The organism is Anatilimnocola floriformis, assembly GCF_024256385.1.
Classification (GTDB): Bacteria; Planctomycetota; Planctomycetia; order Pirellulales; family Pirellulaceae; genus Anatilimnocola; species Anatilimnocola floriformis.
Genome location: NZ_JAMLFW010000002.1, coordinates 762,914 through 781,539, shown reverse-complemented (window position 1 = coordinate 781,539; position 18,626 = coordinate 762,914). Strand labels below are relative to the sequence as shown.

Here is an 18,626-nt window from a genome sequence, read left to right as displayed (position 1 = left end):
CGTAAATTAGAAGTAGTCGCTCAGGATTTTAGAATTCAACCGTCGTCCGAAATGCCATATCGCCGTGAGGGCTGCGGTAACATCGGCGAGCGTCACCGCTTCATCCGGATGATGACTCACGCCGCCGCGGCAACGAATAAATAGCATAGCCGAGGGCCAGCGGCGGGCCATCACGGCGGCATCGTGACCCGCGCCGCTCGGCAGTTCCATCGTCCGATGTCCGGCAGCCGCGATGCCTTGCTTCAGCATCGTGGTGATCGCAGCATCCATCGCCACGGCAGAGTGTTCATGAGCGGTTGTGAATTGGAATTCGATATTTCTCGTCTGCTGCAAATCTTTGCCAAGGCGAATGAGATGCTCGACCGCGGCCTGGCGAATTTTGTCGTCGGTGTGGCGAATGTCGAGTCGAAGCCGAGCTTCGCCGGGGATGACATTGCCCGCGCCGGGAGAAACTTCAATCGTGCCGACCGTGGCGACCAGGCCGAGCGTTTGCTGAGCCGCTTTCTCGACTTCGATAATCCATTCGGCCGCGGCGCAGAGTGCGTCCTTTCTTAACTCCATCGGCACCGTTCCCGCATGGCCTGCCGCGCCGACAAACCGCACGGCTGCCCGCGTTTGGCCGGCGATCGCGGTGACGATGCTCAGCGGCTGATCTTCACTCTCCAGCACAGGCCCTTGTTCGATGTGCGGCTCGAGATAGGCGACGTATTTTTTCGCCGGCAGTTCGCAGGACTGAATTTGCGCAGCATCGCAGCTAAAGTGGCCCAGCGCTTCAGCCACAGAAACGCCATTTGCGTCCTTACGTTGAAGTAATGCTTCGTCGCAGTCCCCAACGAGCGCCCGCGAACCAATAAACGGCACGCCGTAGCGGACTCCTTCTTCCTCACTAAAGCCGACGACCTCCAGTGCAAACGGCAACCGCAAATCACTGCGCTGCACGGCTTCCACGAGCGCCAGGCCGAGCATCACACCCAGCACGCCGTCATATCGACCGGCATTCGGCACGCTGTCGAGATGCGAGCCAATCAGCAGCGTCTGAGCATTATCTAGCAACGGCGATTCCAGCCTGCCGAAGAGATTTCCCGCCGCATCGACCCGGCAGGTCAGGCCCGCCGCTTCCATCCAATCCCGCAGCGCCACATGCAAATCGGCCATCGCGGAGGAGCAGAACGTCCGCGTGATCCGGCCGGGCTCTTCGGTAAACGCCGCGGCGGCCTCGCAGCGATCGAGCGTGCGCTGCGCCAGCTCCGCGAGGAGAACGTCGTCTTGGGGTGGGTGATTCACAATGGTCCGAGTATAGTGAAGAGATCATCAATCGTCGAATAAGAGTTGAACGTCTCGGGCGGGACGTTCGCGAGGCCTGGTGCATGTCGGGAGTACCCGATGCGTGAGCATCTCGTTTTGTATGTCAACGGCCGCCGCCATGAAGTCAGGGGGAGCGATGCGTTCCTCACCCTCTCGGAGTATCTCCGCACGCGACTCCGCCTGACCGGTACGAAGATCGTGTGCAGCGAAGGGGATTGCGGTTCGTGCAGCGTGCTGGTGGGACGCTTTTATGAGGGAACGCCGGAAGGTGCATATGACGACAGACTTGAGTATCACGTCGTTGATTCGTGCATTCAGCTGATGTTCCAGCTCGACGGCACGCACATCGTTACCGTCGAAGGGTTGCGACGCGGCGATGAACTTTCACCTGTGCAAAGTTCGATGGTCGAACTGCATGGCTCGCAATGCGGCTATTGCACGCCCGGATTTGCCGTCGCCATGACGGGGTTGCTGGAAAACAAATCGCAGCCGACCGAAGAAGAATGGCGCTGCGGCCTGACGGGCAATCTTTGTCGCTGCACCGGTTACTCGTCGATTCTCGCGGCGGCGATGCAAGCAGCTGGGGCGAATCCGGAAAAAATTGTGGCCTTGTATCCTGAGTTCGAAATGTGCCAGGAGTTTCAGCCCTTGGCCCGGACCGCATTCCATCTTCGCGATGGTTCGCGAGAAGTATATGGACCGATCGATACGCACGATGCCGTAAGTTATCTCGTCGCAAATCCGGCCGCTAAAGTAGTGTCTGGTGGCACAGATGTGGGGGTGCAGCTCAACAAGCGAATGATCGCCCCTGAGAAATTCGTGTCGCTCAATCGAATTCGAAATTTGCAAGGTGTGGGTATCGTTTACAAAGATGGCAAATTCGATGGCTCCATTTGTTGCGGCGCTGCGGCAACTTGGAGCGAATTATTACCGCCCTATTTTCTAGCCGAATTCCCTTCCCAGCTTGGCGAAATCGTTGCGGTGTTTGGCTCACCGCAGATCCGCAATGTCGGTACGATCGGCGGCAACCTCGTTAATGCTTCGCCGATCGCTGATTCCATTCCGTTCTTCATGGTCATGGATGCCATGCTGTTGATCGTCGGACCAGAACGCAAATCCCGCGTGGTGAACATCAACGACTTCTATTTGGGCTACCGCAAAACAGCCTTGCAACCTGCTGAACTTCTCACCGGTTTAACATTTTTTCCGCCTGCTGCGAATCAACAACTCTCTCTCTACAAAATCTCCCGGCGGCGTGATCTCGATATCTCCACCTTCACCGCCGCGATCTTGCTCACCATCGAAAACGAAACGATCGTCGAAGCTCGCATCGCGCTCGGCGCGGTTGGGCCGACGGTAATCAGAGTCAAACAGACCGAAGCCTTTTTGAAAGACAAACCGTTCAGCGAGAGCACGATGCAAGCCGCCGGTGAACTAGCGGCGCAGGAAGTGACGCCGATCAGCGATGTTCGCGGGAGTGCCGATTTTCGCTGGCAGCTGGTGCGGAATGTCTTCTTGAAATTCTTCCACGAGCGACGGAGCGTGGCGGCATGAGCATTGTGGGCCAATCGATCGCGCACGACTCTGCCGTCGGCCATGTCACCGGCAGTGCGCCATTCATCGAAGATTTGCCGCTGCCGCACGACGCGCTGCATGTCGGCTTTGCCGGCAGCAAGTTTGCCAGCGGCAAGGTTCTGTCGATTGATGTTTCGGCAGCGTTGAAAATTCCCGGCGTGGTTGCGATCTACACCGCCCACGACATGCCGGGCGAAAACTTCTTTGGCCCGCACTTTCGCGACGAACCGTTTCTCGCCGAAGGAGAAGTGCTGTACGTCGGTCAGCCGGTGGTCGCCATCGCAGCCGAATCGCTGCAGGCTTTGGCTGTCGCGCGCGAAAAAGTAAAGATTGAAATCGAACCAATCGAGCCGATCCTGAGCATCGAGCGCTCGATGGAACTCGGCCGATTCATTGGACCGGGGCGAAAGATCATCAAGGGAGATGCACCTGCCGAAATCAAAAACGCGCCGCGGCAACTCAGCGGCGTGTTTCACATCGGCGGCCAGGAGCAGTTTTATCTCGAGTCGCAAGCCGCCATCGCTTATCCGGGCGAGCAAGGCCAGGTGGTCGTTCACAGCTCGACGCAGAACCCCACCGAGGTTCAGCACGTCGTCGCCGATGCCCTTGGCTTGTCGCAGCATCAGGTCGTCTGCCTTTGCAAACGAATGGGCGGCGGCTTTGGCGGCAAAGAGACGCAAGCCGTCATTCCCGCCGTGCTCGTCGCGCTGGTCGCATTCAAAACGGGGCGCACCGCGCGAATCGTCTACAGCAAAGACGACGACATGTGCTCGACCGGCAAGCGGCATGCTTATCGCGTCGAGTGGCAAGCGGGCTTCGATCTGCAAGGTCGCATCGCTGGCGTCGCCGTGAAGTTTTTCTCCAACGGCGGTTGCTCTGCCGACTTGTCGCTCGCGGTGCTCGAGCGTTCGCTGCTTCACTTCGACAATTCGTATTATCTGCCGCATGTCGAAATGATCGGCCAGGTTTGCTTCACGAATATTCCGTCGAATACTGCCTTCCGCGGCTTCGGTGGGCCGCAGGGAATGATCGCGATCGAGAACATCATCAGCGAGATCGCTCGCGATTTGCAGCTTGATCCGTACCAAGTGCAGCTGCGCAATCTTTACGGCGTGGATGAAAGGAATATTACTCCTTACGGCCAAATTGTGCGGAAGAACCATCTGCCGGAGATCATGTCGACGCTGGCCGCCAGTTCGCAATATCACGCGCGGCGGACTGCGATCGAGACAGCGAACAGCAAGGACAAACTAAAACTCCGCGGCATCGCCATCACGCCGATGAAGTTCGGCATTTCGTTCACGACGAAATTTCTCAACCAGGGAAATGCGCTCGTCAATCTGTACACCGACGGCACGATTCAGGTCTCGACCGGCGCGACCGAAATGGGCCAAGGAGTGAACACGAAGATCCGACAACTCGTCGCCGATGAATTCGGCCTGCCGTTCGATCGCGTCCTCCTCATGCCGACGTCGACGGAGAAAAACCCGAACACGTCGCCGACGGCCGCTTCGGCTTCGACCGATCTGAACGGTACCGCCGCGGTGCGGGCTTGTCAGATTTTGAAAGACCGTCTCGCACCATTTGCTGCGGCCAAACTTGCGGTGTGGGATCTCGGCGTAAGCGAGTCTGCCGAGTGCATTCATTTCGAAAACGGCGAAGTCTTCGACCGCCGCAATCCAGAGCAGCGCATTCCCTTCGGCCAACTTTGCCGCGAAGCCCGTCTGGCCCGGATCGATCTTGGCGCGCGGGGTTTTTACGCGACTCCCGGCGTCGATTACAACCGCGACACGGGCCGCGGCAATCCGTTTCTGTATTACACGCAAGGCGCCGCCGTCGCCGAGGTCGAGATCGATCGCTTCACCGGCGATCTACGCGTGCCGCGGGTCGATCTGCTGATCGACATCGGCCAATCGATCAACCCTGCCATCGACCGCGGCCAGGTGATCGGCGGCTTCATACAAGGGATGGGCTGGGTCACTGCCGAGGCGTTGATTTACAACGACAAAGGCGCGCTCCTTTCGCATTCGCCCACGACCTACAAAATTCCTGCCATCACCGACCTGCCGCCGATTCTCAACTGCGAGTTTTTTGACAACGACGACAACACCGAAAACGTCGCCCGCAGCAAAGCCGTCGGCGAACCACCCCTGATGCTTGCCATCAGCGTGTGGACCGCAGTGAAACACGCCATCTCGCAAGCCGTGCCGTCGGAAGATCTGCGCGTGCCGGCTACCGGTGAAGAAATCCTGCGGCAATTGTCGCGGCAGTTCTCGCGGGCGAAAGCGATGGGGATAGGCTCGATTGCTTCAGCAATCGAGTCCGTGTAGCGGCAAGAGGCATTCCGCCGCCCGTTGAAAATTTCGTCGCATGCGGGGTGCGTATCGATCTCCGCCGGGGATTGCGCGTCACCTCAACCGCTATGCCTCTTTTCGCTGGCGCGACATTGGTTGCTGACGCAACCAATGCTATCCACCGAAAAAAATGAATCCAGCTACGCCGTTGAACCCGGGTTGTAAACCGGATGGCCCCCTGCCGTGTATGCCTTCAGCACCTCGCAGGCCGCGGCGCGTTCGACGTCGCGGATGATTTCGATCGGCACATGAGGCCGCTGCGAGAGGAGTGCAGGCCAATTGGCGGGAAGAGGGCCTTCACGGAAACTCGTGAGGCTCTCGACGTCTTCGCCGCGGGCGCCGCAGACGAGTTTCGTTATGCCGCTCCACCAGATCACGCCGAAGCACATGATGCACGGCTGGCCGGTGGCGTAGAGCGTGTAACGCCGCGGCGATCGGCCCGCGAGATCGAAGGTTCCCACGCCGCGCTGAGCCAGCAGAATGGCCACTGTTTCGGCATGCGCGACCGAAGTGCCCGAGGTGACCACCAGGTTGACGCCAGCGGCAACGCACGCGCCAGTCGATTCTTCGACGATGAGCGCGGCAAACGGTCCGCCGGTTTTTTCGGCGATGTTGCGGCGCGAAAGATCGATGGCCCACTGCATGCGGGCGGCATCGCTGTCGCCAACCAGTTGCCCCGAGTGAAAATCGGCCTTGCTGACGACTTCAGCCAGCCAGGGGGGGAGCTCGATGGTGGCGGAGACGGGATTCATAAGACGAACTTCAGGCGTCAGGTCGCGAGTGGGTTTGGTGTTTTCCGCCTGCAGTCCTATTATTAGCTCCATCCGACATTCGCAACAATTGCAACTTCTCTATGAGCGATCCCGCGAAGCCCGCCGAGAAATACACCGCGAACCTGGTCGACATTCACCACCGGCGGGTTTTTCCCGCCGAAGTGACGGTGGAACGAGGTCGCATCGCCAGCATTCGCGAAGCCAGTTCTCAAGATGGCGGCAACTGCGAGACATTCCTGCTCCCCGGTTTCGTCGATGCTCACGTTCACGTCGAAAGTTCGCTCCTCATCCCCAGCGAGTTTGGCCGAGCTGCGGTCGTGCATGGCACGGTGGCGACGGTTTCCGATCCGCACGAAATTGCCAATGTGCTGGGAATTGCCGGTGTTGAGTTCATGCTCGCGAGCGCGGCCCAAACGTCGCTGAAGATCTGTTTCGGCGCTCCTTCGTGCGTCCCGGCGACTCCGTTTGAAACGGCGGGCGCGGTGCTGAATGCTGCCGAAGTGGCGCAGCTGCTCGATGATCCGCGGATCGGTTATCTCGCCGAAGTGATGAACTTTCCCGCCGTCATCCGCGGCGATGCCGACATGCTGGAGAAGATCCGCGCGGCGCAAAAACGCGGCAAGCCAGTCGATGGGCACGCGCCGCAGCTGCGCGGCGAAGCGTGTCGCGATTATTTTGCGGCCGGCGTGACAACCGATCACGAATGCGTCTCCTACGAAGAAGCCGCCGAAAAGATCGGCTACGGTGTGAAGATTCTGATTCGCGAAGGCTCCGCGGCTCGCAACTATGCAGCCCTTGCCCCGCTGCTGCGACATCACAGCGCGAGTTGCATGTTCTGCTCTGACGATCTGCATCCGGACATTTTCGTCACTGGTCATATCAATCGTCTCGTTCGTCGCGCGATTGCCGATGGCTATGAGTTGTTCAACGTGCTCCGCGCCGCTTGCGTACAGCCGGTCGAGCACTATCGCCTACCGGTGGGTTTGCTGCGCGTCGGTGAGCCTGCCGATTTCATCGAGGTGAATAATCTCAGCGAGTTTCGCGTGCTGCGAACTTGGATCGATGGCAAGCTGGTCGCAGAGCATGGCCAGACGAAACTGCCGAGCGTGGTGACCGCGCCGGTGAATCATTTTTTGCCGATCGCACGGCGGCCTGACGATTTTCGCGTGGCAGCGACATCGAACCGCCTGCGTGTGATCGGCGCGCTCGATGGCGAATTGATCACGCGCCACTTGGAAGCCGAGCCGAAGCTCGAACACGGCTACGCAGTCGCCGATCCCGAGCGCGACTTGCTGAAGATCGTGGTGGTAAATCGCTATGCCGCCGCTCCACCTGCCGTTGCCTTCATTCAAGGGATCGGCCTGAAGCGCGGCGCGATTGCCTCGTCGGTCGCGCACGATTCGCACAACCTGGTTGCCGTCGGCGTGGATGACGTTTCGCTGGCCGCGGCGATCAATGAATTGATCGCGGTCGGCGGCGGCCTGGCCGTCGCGGAAGGAACGAACGTCGAGATCTTGCCGCTGCCGGTCGCGGGACTAATGTCGGCCGAACCCTACGAGCAAGTCGCCGCGGCCTATTCGCATCTCGATGCCCGGGCCAAGGAACTCGGTTCGCCACTGCGAGCTCCGTTCATGACGCTGTCATTCATGGCGCTCTTGGTCATTCCTGAATTGAAGCTAAGCGACCGCGGATTGTTCGATTGTTTGCGCGGCGAGATGACGTCGTTGTTTATTCGGTAGCAGGTTAATCGTCGAAATCGATTGACAGCTTCTCTTCCCAAAACCAGTAATCAGGCCGTAACTTGCGATCAATTTGTTCTAACGGCCAAAAGATTAGAGCCGCGTTCTGATTGCAGCGGTAATTGTTTTGCGGCGGCAGAAAACGAACGGTTTCGCCACTGGGAGCAGGATCGACCAGCGCGAAGTAACTTCCCAAATACAACGGCGGCAGACACAACATCGCGACGGCGAGGATCAGCGGTCCGCGGGACTCTCGTTTCATGGTGAATGGCAATCGAATCGTTTCTCTGCGGAACTTCGAAACGCATTTCCTGCAATATTAGGGCAACCCATCCCGGATAAACATAGGCTGGATTAGCAATCGCAACGCCGATCTTTTTACGGTACGGATCACGCCCGAGTTCACTCTCTTAGCGACTGCCCAGGGCCGCACCGAGCCAAGCGAAGCCGACGCAAGCGGCGACGAAACTGAACAGGGAGGCTTGCGGCTCCGAATGGCGGCGATGCGTGCGCGGCACGAAGTAGACGTAGCCCAGCGGTTGGCCGGCGGGGTCGAGGGCTTCGACGCGGGTGTAGTTGGTGTCGAAAGCCCAGATCTGGCGGGAAAATTTGGCACGCATGACTCGGCTCCTCAAGGTCGTTCGTTGGCATTCAGGAAACTTGTGTCTTCATGAATACAAACGAACGACGGAGCCGATTTTTCGACAAACGGGCAGAATTTTTTCTGCCGCGAGATATTCCGCCCACTATTTATCGGTCTTGTTCTTCTGCTTGGTCTGGCCCACGATGCCCGTCGAGCGGCCACCTTGGCGGGGATGCTCGCCGGCACTGGAGAAGTTGCCGAGGCGGCGTTTTTCGTCCTGCTCGTTGGGCGGGGCGCCACGTTTCAGCGAGTCGTTGGTGGCAGGTTTGGCATTCAGTGATTTGCGTGTCATGATCAAATTCCTGGAAAGAGGTTGAAGCATTCGCGAGGATGCCAACCTCCAATGCAAGCTGCACGCCAAAAGCCTGGTTTCAGATCGACCGAGGAGAATGCGATGACGACCCTGAGCGCCGATCTGCAGCCGATTTACGACCTGGAAATTGCCCGCGGGAATGTGGTCTCGCACATCGAAGAGCCGGCCGGGAGCACTTGTCCCTATGCGGTGGTGTTCAAGCTGCCGCTGGCGAAAGAGAGGATCCTCGCGGAACTCACGCTCGACGCGCACGTCCGCTACTGGGAATCGCGCGATCCGCATTACTCGATCGAAGCCGGCTTTTATTCCGATGCTTCGCACCACTCGATTGCCGGGCCGATTCCTGAGGCTAAGTCATCCGATAAACCAGCGATGCAGCAGTAACGCCGAGACCGACCACGCCGATCAGTCCAAGCACGAGGGCTGCCAACGGAATGATGTAGTAGCCGAAGTCCTTACCGGCCTCGAGTACGGCCATGCTTGGTTCGGTCGGCTTGTAGTAAACGGGATGCGTCGAACCAGGGGCATATTTGCTGACGGCCATATCGGCCGTGAAGCTTCGGCCGGTGGGCGAATTTCCCAGTTGCAAACGATCGCTCGTGTGCGGCACGCCGTTGACCTCGTAGGTGTATTCAATCTTTGCGCGATACTTTTGCCGGCCACGGTACAAACCATCTTCGACAACTTGTGCCGATTTGATCGTGCCTGTTGTGCTGGGCCACTTGCTGGAATCGCCGCGCTCGGCATCGACTTGGGAAAGTGCGATCCACAAACCAATACCCGCAAACAGCGCGAGAATCGAAAGAATCACTCCTGCGATGACTTCTTTCATCGGTCGGCCTGCCATCAGGTCGATGCCGATGTGACGGCGACCGCCGCTATAACTCGGGCTGGCCGAGGCGCCGAGCGGATTCGTTGGTGGTAAAGAAACGGCGGGACCTAGCGAACCACCGGCGGCAGGCAGATCATCCCACAGCGAGTCGCCGAGCGGCGCTGGTTGGGGAGCGACGGGTTGCGGAGCAGGTTGCGGGCGAGCCGGCTGGGCTGACGGCGTTTTCGGCCCTGCAGCGCCGATGGTGAGTGGTTGTTTGCACTGCGGACAAGCGACCGTCTTGCCGGCCAGCTCGGGCCGCGCGGCGAAGCGGGCGCCGCACTGACAGGCCACGACAATCTGCTGCGGCTTAGCGGCGGGAGCAGCTGGGGGCGTCGATGCGGCGGGTGCGGCTTGAATCGTCAGAATGTTGCCGCAGCCGCTGCACTTGGCTTGCTGGCCAATGTGGCGTTCATCGGCACGAAATCGCTGGCCACAGCGACAGGCCACTTCGATAGGCATAAAAATCCCGCAAAAGCATGATCATTAATTACAGACCCGTAATTATAGTTGACGGGCTTAATCCTGCAAAATGATGGGCTCAGGCGGGAGTTGCTAAGTAGCTGAATTCGCCAGAATTCAGACCAGCTACTTGGATGTCGCCATCTGAATTCTGGCGAATTCAGCTACTTTTCATACCAGCTTTCCAGCTGGGCGCTGCGCCACTAAAAGGCTCAGCGCCACTCGTCGCTCGCTCGACTAGATATTCTGGTCGATGTTCGCTTGGAAGTCAGTCACGCTGTCGTTGACGTCGCGGTAGAAGTCGTCAGCGCCACTGCCACCGAGCAGGAAGTCCTTCACGCCATCGTTGGCGAGGAGGACTGGCGAGAACAGACCAGCCGGCGTCGTGGCGACCCACTGTGCAACCAAGGCTTGCAGCGCGGTGTCGTTGGCATCGTTGGCCGTTAAGCTTCCTTCGTTGGTGGTGCCGCGAGCGATCAGGGCGTCGTCGTCATTGCCGCCGCTGAGCGTATCGGCACCCGCGCCACCGATCAGCACATCACGGCCACTGCCGCCGACGAGTTGATCGTTGCCGGCGTTGCCGACGAGCAAGTCATCGCCATCGCCGCCGGAGAGATTGTCGTTCCCCGTGCCGCCGTACAGGCGATCGTTGCCATCGCTGCCTTGCAGCACATCGTTGCCCGATCCGCCATTGGCGTAGTCGTTGCCGTCGCCGAGCGAAATCTGATCGTTGCCTCCGCCGCCATACACAATGTCGTTGCCGCCGAGCGTGCTGAGGACGTCGTCGCCATCAAGGGCCGTTTCTCCGGCGATGGTGTCGCCATAGACCGTGTTGTTACCGCCCGAGCCGTTGATCTGATCCGCTCCAGTGCCGCCGATGAGCGTGTCGTCGCCCAGGCTGCCCGAGATGTAGTCCTGACCAGCGCCGCCGTCGATGGTGGCCGATTGCGTGGTGTTGACGATTTGCAGCGAGTCATCGCCGGCATCGCCGTTGATGATCACCGTGCCGCCGGCAGGAATCACAAAGCCGCCGAAGAACAAACCGTTGATCGAGACCTTGAGCGAGTTCGGACCGGCTGGCGCGACCACGACGTTGTCGCCGTTGATGGTCCCTTGCACGACTAGGTTGTTGCCGACGAGGGCCGCAGCGCCTGGCGGCACCACCGAGTTCGGCGGCAAGGCAGCGCTACCGGCAAACACTTCCAGCGTGTCGTTCCCCATGTAGTTCCCGGCAAAGTCGGGCCGAATATCAAACAGATCGGCGTAGAAGTCGTCGTCGCCGGTGAAGCCATACAGCGTGTCAACCGCGGCATCGTCGGGGCCGAGCACTCCCAGGAACAAGCCGAGCGTGCCCGTGTTGACCCAGGCTTGCAGCAGATTGAAGTTCGACAAATCATTGGCATCGCCAAACGTCGTGCTGACGTCGGTGGTCAAGCCGCGGCCGATCACCACATCGTTGTCTTCGCTGCCGTCGATGATGTCGGCGCCGCCGCTGCCGATGACCACATCGCGGCCGGTGCGACCGTAGAGAATGTCATTGCCGGCATTGCCGACCACCAGATCCGCGCCGGCGTCGCCCGAAATCACGTCGTTGCCATCGCCGCCGTAGATCGTATCGATGCCGTCTTCGCCGGCGATGAGGTCGTTACCAGCGCCGCCGAAGGCATAGTCGTTGCCAGCGCCGAGAGCGATCTCATCGTTGCCGCCGCCGCCATAAACGACATCGTTGCCGCCGAGCGTGCTGATCTTGTCGTTGCCACCTGCGGGCAGTGCTTGTTCGTTGAAGTTGTCGCCCCACACGGTGTTGTTGCCCGGACCAGCGTTGATTTGATCGTCGCCAGCGCCGCCCGTGATCGTGTCGTTGCCGCTGCTAGTCGAGATGTAGTCGTTGCCGGCTTCGCCATTGACCGTGACGCTGAGCAGGGTATCGCGAACTTCGATGAAGTCGTCACCGTCACCACCATTGATGATGATGATGCCCGGCACATTGAATGGTCCAAACACCGAGTTGTTGAGGGTGATGTTGAAGAAAGCAGTTCCTATCGCATTGACGATAATGCGATCGCCATCGTTCGTGCCTTGGATGACGAGGTCATTGGCCACCAGTGCAGCCGTGCCAGGTGCGACTGGCGAGTTGGCAGGCAAAGCAGCGCTGCCGGCAAACACTTCCAGCGTGTCGACTCCCATGCTCGGCAGATTGAAGTCGCCCAGAGCATCGAGTTGGTCAGCGTAGAAGCGATCAGAGCCGGTGTAGCCAGAGATGGTGTCGCCACCGCCATCGGTCGCTGCGAGCACCGGTGTGAGCAATCCGGCCGGCGTGGTTGTGACCCAAGTATTCAGCGCGGCGGAAAGAGCCAGATCGTTGGCATCGCCGGCAGTTGTGCTCGCTTCGTTCGTCGTGCCGCGGCCCATCACCAGATCGTTGTCTTCGTCACCGTTGATCCGGTCGTTGCCATTGCCGCCGATGAGCACATCGCGGCCAGTTCGGCCTTGCAGTTGATCGTTGCCGTCGTTCCCCACCAGCAAGTCATCGCCGGCGTCGCCCGAGATCACGTCGTTCCCCCCGCCACCGTAGATCCGATCGTTGCCGGATTCGGCGCCGATCAAATCATCGCCTTCGCCGCCGTAGGCGTAGTCGTTGCCCGCGCCCAGTGCGAGTTGATCGTTTCCGCCGCCGCCATACACAATGTCGTTGCCGCCGAGCGTGCTGATGATGTCATTGCCGCCAGCCACTGCCGCTTGCTGATTCTGCTGATCGCCCCAAACGGTGTTGTTCCCATCGCCGGCATTGATCATGTCGTTGCCGAGTCCGCCGATGATCGTGTCGTCGCCCGCGCTACCGAAGATGAAGTCGTTGTCGGCCCCGCCATCGAGAATGGTCGGCAGAGTCGAGTTGGTAATGACAATGATGTCGCTGCCGGCATCGGCCACGACTTGAATGTTGCCGGGGACGACGAATGGGCCGAAGACCTCGTCGTTAATCCGGGCCTGGTACATCCCGCCGTTCACCGGGCTGATGATGATCACATCGTCGCCAGGGGTCCCTTCGGCGAGCAGGTTGTTGCCGACAAGCGAGGCTTCGCCCGCAGCGAGGTTTCGCCGATCTTCCAGGAACTCCAACCGCAGGACCGCGCGGCGGCGATTGCCATCGAGCCGTTCGGCCTGGCGAAGTCGCGAGCGACCCGTCTTCGAAGCGGCCAGACCGGAAACCAGGGAAGAGACCCAATTCTTCATGACAATCCCCTTCAAGGAGGCAAACTCGTGGTGTGGTAGGGCAGGTGCCTGCGGACGATTGATTGCAGGCGGAATGTTCAGAACAATCGCCCCAAATAGGGCAAAAATGTTAAATAGGATAAACGCGATGTTTCGCTAAGTTTACATGCGTGCTAACGAATCTCAACGCTAACCTCCAAAAATTCATAGAAAAAGTGGACTTTACCCCCTCGGCCGCGTCAGTTGTGTCGCGGTGCCGCTGAGTTCTCTTGCTCCGCCAGCCTGTTTCCGCTATTTCACCCTTTCCATTTCGCACCGGAAGGGCTGGGAGCAGGACGCTCATGAAAACTTGCAAAGCATTACTGGCAATCGCGTTAGCAACGGTCTGCGGGGCTGCGATCGCGTTTGGACAAGTGGGGATTCAGGTTCCAAATCTCACCCCGCCGCCGGTTAACGTCCAAGATGGGGTGCCGTACTACCCGCCAGGTCCCGAGATTCAGCGGATGCGCGAACGGGACCAAGTGCGGCAGGTCCAACTGCAGTTGCCTGGCCTTCCGCAAGCGACTCAACCCGCGTCGCCCGCTGCCCCGCAACCATTGCCGCTGACGGCCCCGGTCGCGCCGATTCAAGCCGCCCTTCCCGGCACGGTCGTGCAAACGGCGCAAGGCTTGGCGCCGACTCCCAACGCGCCGCCGCAAGTCCTCGCTCAATTCGGCCCACAGCAACCGATGACTGCACCCGCTCCCGAAGAGGACACGCGCACGGAAGTCATCCGCGAACGATTCCTCGGCCAGGCGGAAGATGCCTTTAATCATGTCGCTGCCGTGTGGAACTTCGTGCTCATCCGCGGCGCCGATACCAAAGCGCTGGTCACGGTTGGCACGCTGGTCGGCGGTTTGTTCCTGATGGGCTTTGGTTACATCGCGGCTGGCATGATCAGCCGTTGGATCGGCAAGCGGTTGCTGTCGCGCCTCGGTCTTTCGCCCACGGCGAGTGCGCCGCTGCAGAAGATCAGCTACTACGTCCTGCTCGCCACGTTCGGCATGCTGACACTCAACATCCTGAATGTGCCGATCACGGCCTTCAGCTTTGCCGGCGGTGCTCTCGCGGTCGGCGTCGGTTTCGGCAGCCAGAACATCGTCAACAATTTCATTAGCGGTCTGATCCTGATCGCCGAACGGCCGATCCGCGTCGGCGACACCATCGAAATCGATGGCCGCACCGGTAAGGTGACCGAGATCGGCGCTCGCAGCACACGCATCGCCACCGGCGCGAATTTGGAAGTCATCGTCCCCAACAGCAAGTTCCTCGAGAGCCAGGTGGTGAACTGGACTCTCAGCGACGACTTGATCTCGACGAGCGTGAAAGTGGGTGTGGCGTACGGTTCGCCGACCCGCGAGGTCGAACGCCTGCTGAAGCAAGCCGCCTCGGAACATGAATCGATCGCGCAAGATCCCGCGCCGGGCGTTTCGTTCGAAGACTTCGCCGACGACGCGTTGATTTTCAGCGTCAGCTTCTGGCTGCACCTGCAATCGACCTCGAAGGGGCGCGTCGAAAGCGACATCCGCTTCCGCATCGACGAGCTATTCAACGAGGCCGGAATCGTGATAGCCTATCCCCAGCGCGACGTGCATCTGAATATGATGAGGCCGCTGGAAGTACGACTCGCGCCCGAAGCCACGCGCGAGCTCCGCCGCGTGGCATAGGCTGGCTGATATCAGGACTGTCGTGTGAAGTTTCGTCGCAAACACAAACCCCAGCGTCCTGAACTGAAGGTCAAAAACCGGACCAAGCCCGGCAGTTCGCCCGGCCAGATCACGCCCGATCCGTCGCAACCCAAGCCAACGATTCACGTCATCGCCTATGGCAACGCGGGAGTGACCGAGACCGACGTGCCGGATGTCAACGATCTGCCGGCGCTGCTCTATAAGCACGAAGTCACCTGGATCAACATCGATGGCTTTGGCGATGTAAAAACCATCGAGCGGCTGGGCGAGATGTTTAATCTCCATCGCCTCGCTCTCGAAGACGTCGTTAGTCAGCATCAACGGGCCAAGATCGACGACTACGGCGATTTGATGTTTATCGTCATGCGGATGGCGAGTTGCCCTGATCGGGCTCACACCGAACAGCTGAATCTGTTCCTCGGCAAGAACTTCATCCTCACGTTTCAGGGCGGCCCTCCGGGCGATTCGTTCGATCGCGTCCGCCAGCGAATCCGCGATCAGGCCGGCAAGATCTGCTCGCGCGGCCCTGACTATCTGGCTTACGCGCTGATCGATGCCGCGATCGATGCCTATTACCCGGTGCTCGAAATCTATTCCGAACGGCTCGATACGCTCGAGGATCAAGTTCTGGAACGGCCCGATACGTCGCTGATGGATTCGCTCCACACCGTGAAGGCCGATCTGCTGATGCTGCGTCGCGCCATCTGGCCGATGCGTGAAGCGGTGGCCACCATCACCCGAGAAGCCTCCGACTTGATCCAGGACGACACCCGCGTTTATCTGCGCGATTGCTACGATCACATCGTGCAGATTGTCGACCTGGTCGAAACCTATCGCGAACTGACGGCTGACCTGCGCGACCTTTACATGTCGGCCCTCAGCAACCGCATCAACGAGACGATGCGCGTGCTCACGATCATCAGCACCATGTTTATCCCGCTCACGTTCATCGCCGGCATTTACGGCATGAACTTCGATTACAAAGAGGGCGAGATGCCGCTGAACATGCCCGAGCTGCATCATCGCTACGGCTATGTGATCTGCCTCGGCGTGATGGTGGTGCTCGCCATCGGCATGCTGATTTACTTCTATCGACAGGGCTGGATTTTTCCGAAGTTGCAGAAGAAGCTAGCAGAACGAAGTGAAGCCCACTCGTAGGACGGACCATTGGTCCGCTCCTGAACTGTAGCTGCAACTGTTTGGCTTGGTACCCGCTGTTGAGGCGGACCAATGGTCCGTCCTACTTTAAAAGACGCTTCCTTTCACGGAGTGAAAGGCGACTGTGAGAAACCGATGAGCGAAACGTTTCGCATCCGCCTTGATAAAGAGCATCACGTTTTCGCCGCGGCGCACTTCATCACATTTGCGGGCGACATTTGCGAGCGACTGCACGGCCATAACTATCGCGTCGCCATGGAACTCGGCGGGCCCCTCGATGAAAACAGCTACGTCGTCGATTTCATTGCCGCCCGCGACGAGTTACGAGCGATCACCGATCAGCTCGATCATCGGATGATTTTGCCCGACAGCCATCCGCTCATTCGCGTCGTGGCCGATGCGAAGGAAGTGACCGTTACTTTCACGCCCGACGGCCGGCGTTGGATTTTCCCGCTCGGCGATTGCGTGATCCTGCCCGTATCGAATACGACGGCGGAATTGCTCGCGCGCTGGATCGGCGAGCAGTTCCTCGCGCGCCTTCAACAACGTTTAAATTGGCAACCGACATTCATCGAAATCGCCGTTGATGAGAACCACGGCCAATGGGGCGTGTGGTCTCGCTAGTCGTCGACCGCTCCGCGGTCGATGAACGGACTCGAACCCACCACGGACCGCCGAAAGAGCTCCGCGACTTTCGACACTTCGGCGAGTATTCTTCGCAGCGCGATTGTCGAACACTCGACGTTCTGCGTTAACCGTTTCCACATTCGTTCGCCAAGCGCCGGAATATCGCTGGCGCTCATTCCTCGGCCCGTGGTTGTTTAGCTTCCATTCATCGATCGCGGAGCGATCGACGACTAGCCGCGCCCGACAAACGGCATTTGGGTTGCCATGATGGTCATGAACAGCACGTTGGCATCGAGCGGCAGGTTGGCCATGTTCAGCACGGCTTGGCCGACGTGATTGACATCCATGGTTGGCTCCGCGGCAACGGTGCCATTCGCCTGCGGCACGCCGCCCGCCATGCGGGCGGTCAGATCGGTGCCGGCGTTGCCGATGTCGATCTGTCCCACGGCAATGTCGAACGCCCTGCCGTCGAGCGCGCACGATTTCGTCAAACCGCTGATCGCATGCTTCGTCGCGGTGTAGGGCGCTGAGTTTGGCCGCGGCGTGGTCGCCGAGATCGAGCCGTTGTTGATGATCCTGCCGCCACGCGGCGATTGGGCTTTCATCACCCGGAAGGCTTCGCGCGTGCAGAGAAACACGCCGGTGAGATTGACGTTCACCACTTGTTGCCATTTGTCGAAGCGGAGTTCATCGAGCGGAATCGCTGGCGCGCCTTGGCCAGCGTTGTTGAAGAGCACATCGAGCCGGCCAAACTTTGCCACGACCTGGTCGAACAGTTTCCGCACGGCGGCTTCATCGGTCACGTCGGTGGCGATCGGCAGCGCGTTCGCCTGAAACTCGCCGGCCAGCGTTGCCGTCTCTTGCAAATTCGCTTCGCGGCGCCCTGCGAGCCCGACCGCATAGCCGCCGCGCAGCAGCGCGAGCGCAACCGCGCGGCCGATTCCCGATCCAGCTCCCGTGACAATGGCGATTTTCTGAGGCATGGTCTTCTCTTAAGTTGCAGCTTCGGTTGCGGCTGATTCTAGCCACTTTAGCACGGGCGAGGTTGCGCCTAAAATATCGGACCATCTACCTACCAGGCAAATCCAAAATCACGAGCATCTCATGGCAAGACTCACGGGCAAAACAGCACTCATCACAGGCGGCGGCACCGGCATCGGTTGGGGCATCGCCAAAGCTTTCGCCGAAGAGGGCGTTAAAGTCGCCATTGCAGGCCGGCGGTTGAATGTCGTGCAAGAAACAGCCTCCTCGTGGAAAGGTCAGCCGGCGATGCTCGCGCACGATTGCGACGTCGGCAATCGCGAGAGCGTGAACAAGCTCTTCGCGTGGGCGAAGGAACAGCTCGGCCAGATCGATATTCTGGTCAATGCGGCCGGCGTGAATATCAAAACCCGTTCGATGTCGGCGATGACGCCTGATCAATGGGACGATGTGATGAACATCAACGCCACCGGCGTTTACAACTGCCTGCACGCCGGGCTGCCAGCGATGATCGATCGCAAGGATGGCTTGATCATCAACATCTCTTCGATCAGCGGCAAACGTTCGGCTCCGCTAGGTGGCATTGCTTACAACGCTTCGAAATTTGCCGTTGCTGGTCTCTGCACCGCCGTGGCCAATGAAGTCGCGCCACACAATGTGCGCATCACCACGATCTATCCGGGTGAGGTCGACACGCCGATTCTCGAACATCGGCCGAGCCCAGTCTCTGCCGAGCGCCGGGCGAAGATGGTACTGCCTGAAGACTTCGGCCCCGTTGTCGTCGCGCTGGCCTTGTTGCCGCCGCGGACACACGTTCCCGAACTGATCATCAAGCCAACCGTAGCCGAATACTTTTAATCGCTGCGGCTTGCATCGCTGCGGCCC

Annotated in this window: 17 protein-coding genes; 8 read left to right on the top strand and 9 right to left on the bottom strand. The window is 59.5% G+C overall.

From position 1 onward, the window contains the following. Positions 1–6: 6 nt before the first annotated feature. Entirely contained in the window at positions 7–1,284 is a 1,278-nt protein-coding gene (locus M9Q49_RS27810; RefSeq protein ID WP_254512575.1) for an allantoate amidohydrolase, read from the bottom strand. 99 nt (positions 1,285–1,383) lie between these two features. On the opposite strand from M9Q49_RS27810, the gene M9Q49_RS27805 reads away from it, so the two are divergent. Further along, positions 1,384–2,859, top strand: coding sequence for a xanthine dehydrogenase small subunit (locus tag M9Q49_RS27805; protein WP_254512574.1), 1,476 nt, complete (start codon positions 1,384–1,386; stop codon positions 2,857–2,859). Further along, positions 2,856–5,210: a xanthine dehydrogenase molybdopterin binding subunit gene (gene xdhB, locus M9Q49_RS27800; protein WP_254512573.1), complete on the top strand. Its 2,355-nt coding sequence runs from the start codon at positions 2,856–2,858 to the stop codon at positions 5,208–5,210. The genes M9Q49_RS27805 and xdhB overlap by 4 nt, the downstream gene beginning before the upstream one ends. 164 nt (positions 5,211–5,374) lie before the next feature. Here the strand turns inward: xdhB and M9Q49_RS27795 are convergent, their stop codons facing one another. Further along, the gene (locus tag M9Q49_RS27795) at positions 5,375–5,986 is read right to left on the bottom strand and encodes a nucleoside deaminase (protein WP_254512572.1); all 612 of its coding nucleotides are present in this window, start codon (positions 5,984–5,986) and stop codon (positions 5,375–5,377) included. A 101-nt stretch (positions 5,987–6,087) separates the two neighbouring features. Between M9Q49_RS27795 and ade the strand changes: the two genes are divergently transcribed. Continuing rightward, positions 6,088–7,746, top strand: coding sequence for an adenine deaminase (gene ade / locus M9Q49_RS27790; RefSeq protein WP_254512571.1), 1,659 nt, complete (start codon positions 6,088–6,090; stop codon positions 7,744–7,746). Positions 7,747–7,750: 4 nt separating this feature from the next. Here the strand turns inward: ade and M9Q49_RS27785 are convergent, their stop codons facing one another. The 3 genes from M9Q49_RS27785 to M9Q49_RS27775 all read right to left on the bottom strand — a co-directional run bounded on the left by M9Q49_RS27785 (position 7,751) and on the right by M9Q49_RS27775 (position 8,681). Further along, entirely contained in the window at positions 7,751–8,008 is a 258-nt protein-coding gene (locus M9Q49_RS27785; protein ID WP_254512570.1) for a hypothetical protein, read from the bottom strand. Between the two features lie 148 nt (positions 8,009–8,156). Then, on the bottom strand, positions 8,157–8,366 hold the full coding sequence (locus M9Q49_RS27780; protein ID WP_254512569.1) for a hypothetical protein: 210 nt from the start codon (positions 8,364–8,366) through the stop codon (positions 8,157–8,159). Positions 8,367–8,492: 126 nt separating this feature from the next. After that, a complete protein-coding gene (locus M9Q49_RS27775; protein ID WP_254512568.1) occupies positions 8,493–8,681 on the bottom strand; it encodes a hypothetical protein in 189 nt (62 codons plus the stop codon). Between the two features lie 102 nt (positions 8,682–8,783). Between M9Q49_RS27775 and M9Q49_RS27770 the strand changes: the two genes are divergently transcribed. After that, positions 8,784–9,086 (top strand): hypothetical protein, encoded by a 303-nt coding sequence (locus M9Q49_RS27770; protein ID WP_254512567.1) that lies wholly within the window; start codon positions 8,784–8,786, stop codon positions 9,084–9,086. Here the strand turns inward: M9Q49_RS27770 and M9Q49_RS27765 are convergent. Both M9Q49_RS27765 and M9Q49_RS27760 read right to left on the bottom strand, forming a co-directional pair. Further along, positions 9,052–10,035, bottom strand: coding sequence for a DUF3592 domain-containing protein (locus M9Q49_RS27765; protein ID WP_254512566.1), 984 nt, complete (start codon positions 10,033–10,035; stop codon positions 9,052–9,054). The genes M9Q49_RS27770 and M9Q49_RS27765 overlap by 35 nt on opposite strands. 237 nt (positions 10,036–10,272) lie before the next feature. After that, a complete protein-coding gene (locus tag M9Q49_RS27760; protein WP_254512565.1) occupies positions 10,273–13,269 on the bottom strand; it encodes a calcium-binding protein in 2,997 nt (998 codons plus the stop codon). Between the two features lie 320 nt (positions 13,270–13,589). Between M9Q49_RS27760 and M9Q49_RS27755 the strand changes: the two genes are divergently transcribed. The 3 genes from M9Q49_RS27755 to M9Q49_RS27745 all read left to right on the top strand — a co-directional run bounded on the left by M9Q49_RS27755 (position 13,590) and on the right by M9Q49_RS27745 (position 16,757). Further along, on the top strand, positions 13,590–14,954 hold the full coding sequence (locus tag M9Q49_RS27755) for a mechanosensitive ion channel family protein (protein ID WP_254512564.1): 1,365 nt from the start codon (positions 13,590–13,592) through the stop codon (positions 14,952–14,954). Between the two features lie 24 nt (positions 14,955–14,978). Continuing rightward, the gene (gene corA, locus M9Q49_RS27750; RefSeq protein ID WP_254512563.1) at positions 14,979–16,133 is read left to right on the top strand and encodes a magnesium/cobalt transporter CorA; all 1,155 of its coding nucleotides are present in this window, start codon (positions 14,979–14,981) and stop codon (positions 16,131–16,133) included. Between the two features lie 135 nt (positions 16,134–16,268). Beyond that, a complete protein-coding gene (locus M9Q49_RS27745) occupies positions 16,269–16,757 on the top strand; it encodes a 6-pyruvoyl trahydropterin synthase family protein (RefSeq protein WP_254512562.1) in 489 nt (162 codons plus the stop codon). On the opposite strand, the gene M9Q49_RS27740 is transcribed toward M9Q49_RS27745, so the two are convergent. Both M9Q49_RS27740 and M9Q49_RS27735 read right to left on the bottom strand, forming a co-directional pair. After that, positions 16,754–16,936, bottom strand: coding sequence for a hypothetical protein (locus tag M9Q49_RS27740; protein ID WP_254512561.1), 183 nt, complete (start codon positions 16,934–16,936; stop codon positions 16,754–16,756). The two genes, M9Q49_RS27745 and M9Q49_RS27740, sit on opposite strands and share 4 nt — an antisense overlap. A gap of 54 nt (positions 16,937–16,990) precedes the next feature. Further along, complete coding sequence (locus tag M9Q49_RS27735; RefSeq protein ID WP_254512560.1) at positions 16,991–17,743, bottom strand: SDR family oxidoreductase; 753 nt, start codon at positions 17,741–17,743, stop codon at positions 16,991–16,993. Positions 17,744–17,864: 121 nt separating this feature from the next. On the opposite strand from M9Q49_RS27735, the gene M9Q49_RS27730 reads away from it, so the two are divergent. After that, on the top strand, positions 17,865–18,599 hold the full coding sequence (locus M9Q49_RS27730) for an SDR family oxidoreductase (RefSeq protein ID WP_254512559.1): 735 nt from the start codon (positions 17,865–17,867) through the stop codon (positions 18,597–18,599). Positions 18,600–18,626 lie beyond the last annotated feature (27 nt).

Bases quoted from the DNA above. Each gene is read 5' to 3' on its own strand.
- M9Q49_RS27805 (WP_254512574.1), top strand. From the start codon at position 1,384: ATGCGTGAGCATCTCGTTTTGTATGTCAACGGCCGCCGCCATGAAGTC.
- xdhB (WP_254512573.1), top strand. From the start codon at position 2,856: ATGAGCATTGTGGGCCAATCGATCGCGCACGACTCTGCCGTCGGCCAT.
- M9Q49_RS27795 (WP_254512572.1), bottom strand. From the start codon at position 5,986: ATGAATCCCGTCTCCGCCACCATCGAGCTCCCCCCCTGGCTGGCTGAA.
- ade (WP_254512571.1), top strand. From the start codon at position 6,088: ATGAGCGATCCCGCGAAGCCCGCCGAGAAATACACCGCGAACCTGGTC.
- M9Q49_RS27785 (WP_254512570.1), bottom strand. From the start codon at position 8,008: ATGAAACGAGAGTCCCGCGGACCGCTGATCCTCGCCGTCGCGATGTTG.
- M9Q49_RS27780 (WP_254512569.1), bottom strand. From the start codon at position 8,366: ATGCGTGCCAAATTTTCCCGCCAGATCTGGGCTTTCGACACCAACTAC.
- M9Q49_RS27775 (WP_254512568.1), bottom strand. From the start codon at position 8,681: ATGACACGCAAATCACTGAATGCCAAACCTGCCACCAACGACTCGCTG.
- M9Q49_RS27770 (WP_254512567.1), top strand. From the start codon at position 8,784: ATGACGACCCTGAGCGCCGATCTGCAGCCGATTTACGACCTGGAAATT.
- M9Q49_RS27765 (WP_254512566.1), bottom strand. From the start codon at position 10,035: ATGCCTATCGAAGTGGCCTGTCGCTGTGGCCAGCGATTTCGTGCCGAT.
- M9Q49_RS27760 (WP_254512565.1), bottom strand. From the start codon at position 13,269: ATGAAGAATTGGGTCTCTTCCCTGGTTTCCGGTCTGGCCGCTTCGAAG.
- M9Q49_RS27755 (WP_254512564.1), top strand. From the start codon at position 13,590: ATGAAAACTTGCAAAGCATTACTGGCAATCGCGTTAGCAACGGTCTGC.
- M9Q49_RS27745 (WP_254512562.1), top strand. From the start codon at position 16,269: ATGAGCGAAACGTTTCGCATCCGCCTTGATAAAGAGCATCACGTTTTC.
- M9Q49_RS27740 (WP_254512561.1), bottom strand. From the start codon at position 16,936: ATGAGCGCCAGCGATATTCCGGCGCTTGGCGAACGAATGTGGAAACGG.
- M9Q49_RS27735 (WP_254512560.1), bottom strand. From the start codon at position 17,743: ATGCCTCAGAAAATCGCCATTGTCACGGGAGCTGGATCGGGAATCGGC.
- M9Q49_RS27730 (WP_254512559.1), top strand. From the start codon at position 17,865: ATGGCAAGACTCACGGGCAAAACAGCACTCATCACAGGCGGCGGCACC.